The following is a 1,371-nucleotide window of genomic DNA, read 5'->3' on the forward strand; positions in this document are numbered from 1 at the left end:
CATGGAAGCAGAATGATGCGGAGCGCGAAAGGGGCAGTGAAGTGAAATGGTATTCTGTATGGTTTCTCCCGTAATAGAAGCAATCAGAGAAACATCTAAGAGTTCACGGCTATCAAGAGGTGGCAAAATGGAAGGTAAGCGTTGTGCTAACATAGACTTTCCGGCACCAGGAGGACCGACAAATAAAAGGTTATGCCGCCCAGCTGCGCAAACTTCTAATGCACGTTTAGCTGTTTTTTGTCCTTTAATTTCGCAAAGATCTGGAAGCTCATTTTGGATGGTATATTGGCGTGGTTGTGGACGTTTTTGAATTTGTGTTCCTTTAAAATGATTGACCATGGTAAGAAGCGTTTCGGGTGCGAGAATATTCATTTCTGCATTTGCCCATGCCGCTTCAGGTCCACATTGATAGGGACAAATAAGTCCTTTATCGCATGATAAAGCTGTCATCGCTGCTGGTAAAACACCATTAACTGCTGTAAGTGAACCATCCAGTGATAGTTCGCCTAAAATGATGTAGTCTTGTTCTACGTCAGGAGGAAGAAGTCCCATAGCGAGCATTAAGCCTACGGCGATTGGCAAATCATAATGTGATCCCTCTTTAGGGAGATCAGCAGGCGCAAGATTAATAGTGACCCGTTTATTGGGCATAGAAAGTCCGCAAGCATGAAAGGCTGCTTGAACACGTTCACGACTTTCTGCGATTGCTTTATCTGGCAATCCAACAATAGCCATGCCTATTTTACCAGAGGAAATCATAACCTGTACATCAACAGGTACTGCTTCTAGACCACGAAAAGCAACCGTTGTAACACACGCGATCATCAGTTTTCTCCCCAACTTGTGATTTGAGCGAGACAATCATATCTGCACATAAAAATCAAGAAGTGTCCGTATAGTCTTTTGTGAGAAGAGGTCTACATATATATTGCAGGCTTATGGTGCAATTATGGGGAGTGTTTTGCAAAAATTTAACCATGATAACATGCGGCTCAATAAAACATTGATAATACGCTAAATGAATATGTTAGGAAAAAGAGATAGAGGCTATTTTTGTTGTACGGTAGTGTAGGATTTTGTGAATATAAGAGGGAAGTAGCTTTATGCATCGCAAGCAAAGAGTGTTATTTTATGTACATAATCGTATGAAATATGCTGTGAGCAAAAGTTAGAATATTCCCAACAGATATATTTATCTTTTTTGTTCGGTGTTATTTATAAAAGAATGATTTAAAGTGTATTGAAGGTATCTGATTTGATGGTATATCAGACAGGAGTTTGTCTTAAATCAGGGACCAAGCGTAGTGTATTGATAGGTTTCTGCGTGGTTTTAGCTTTTCCAAAGTGACTTGCAGCATTTGAGTTGTTCGG

General features: G+C 40.3%; 1 protein-coding gene. It reads right to left on the bottom strand.

Features of this window, described 5'->3' with window-relative positions; translation table 11 throughout:
- Positions 1–825 (bottom strand): YifB family Mg chelatase-like AAA ATPase (locus tag ACFIO5_RS09975; protein ID WP_375705314.1); only part of this gene is annotated, 825 nt, incomplete at its 3' end.
- Positions 826–1,371: the final 546 nt, after the last annotated feature.

The sequence above is a fragment of the Bartonella sp. AA86SXKL genome (assembly GCF_042196885.1).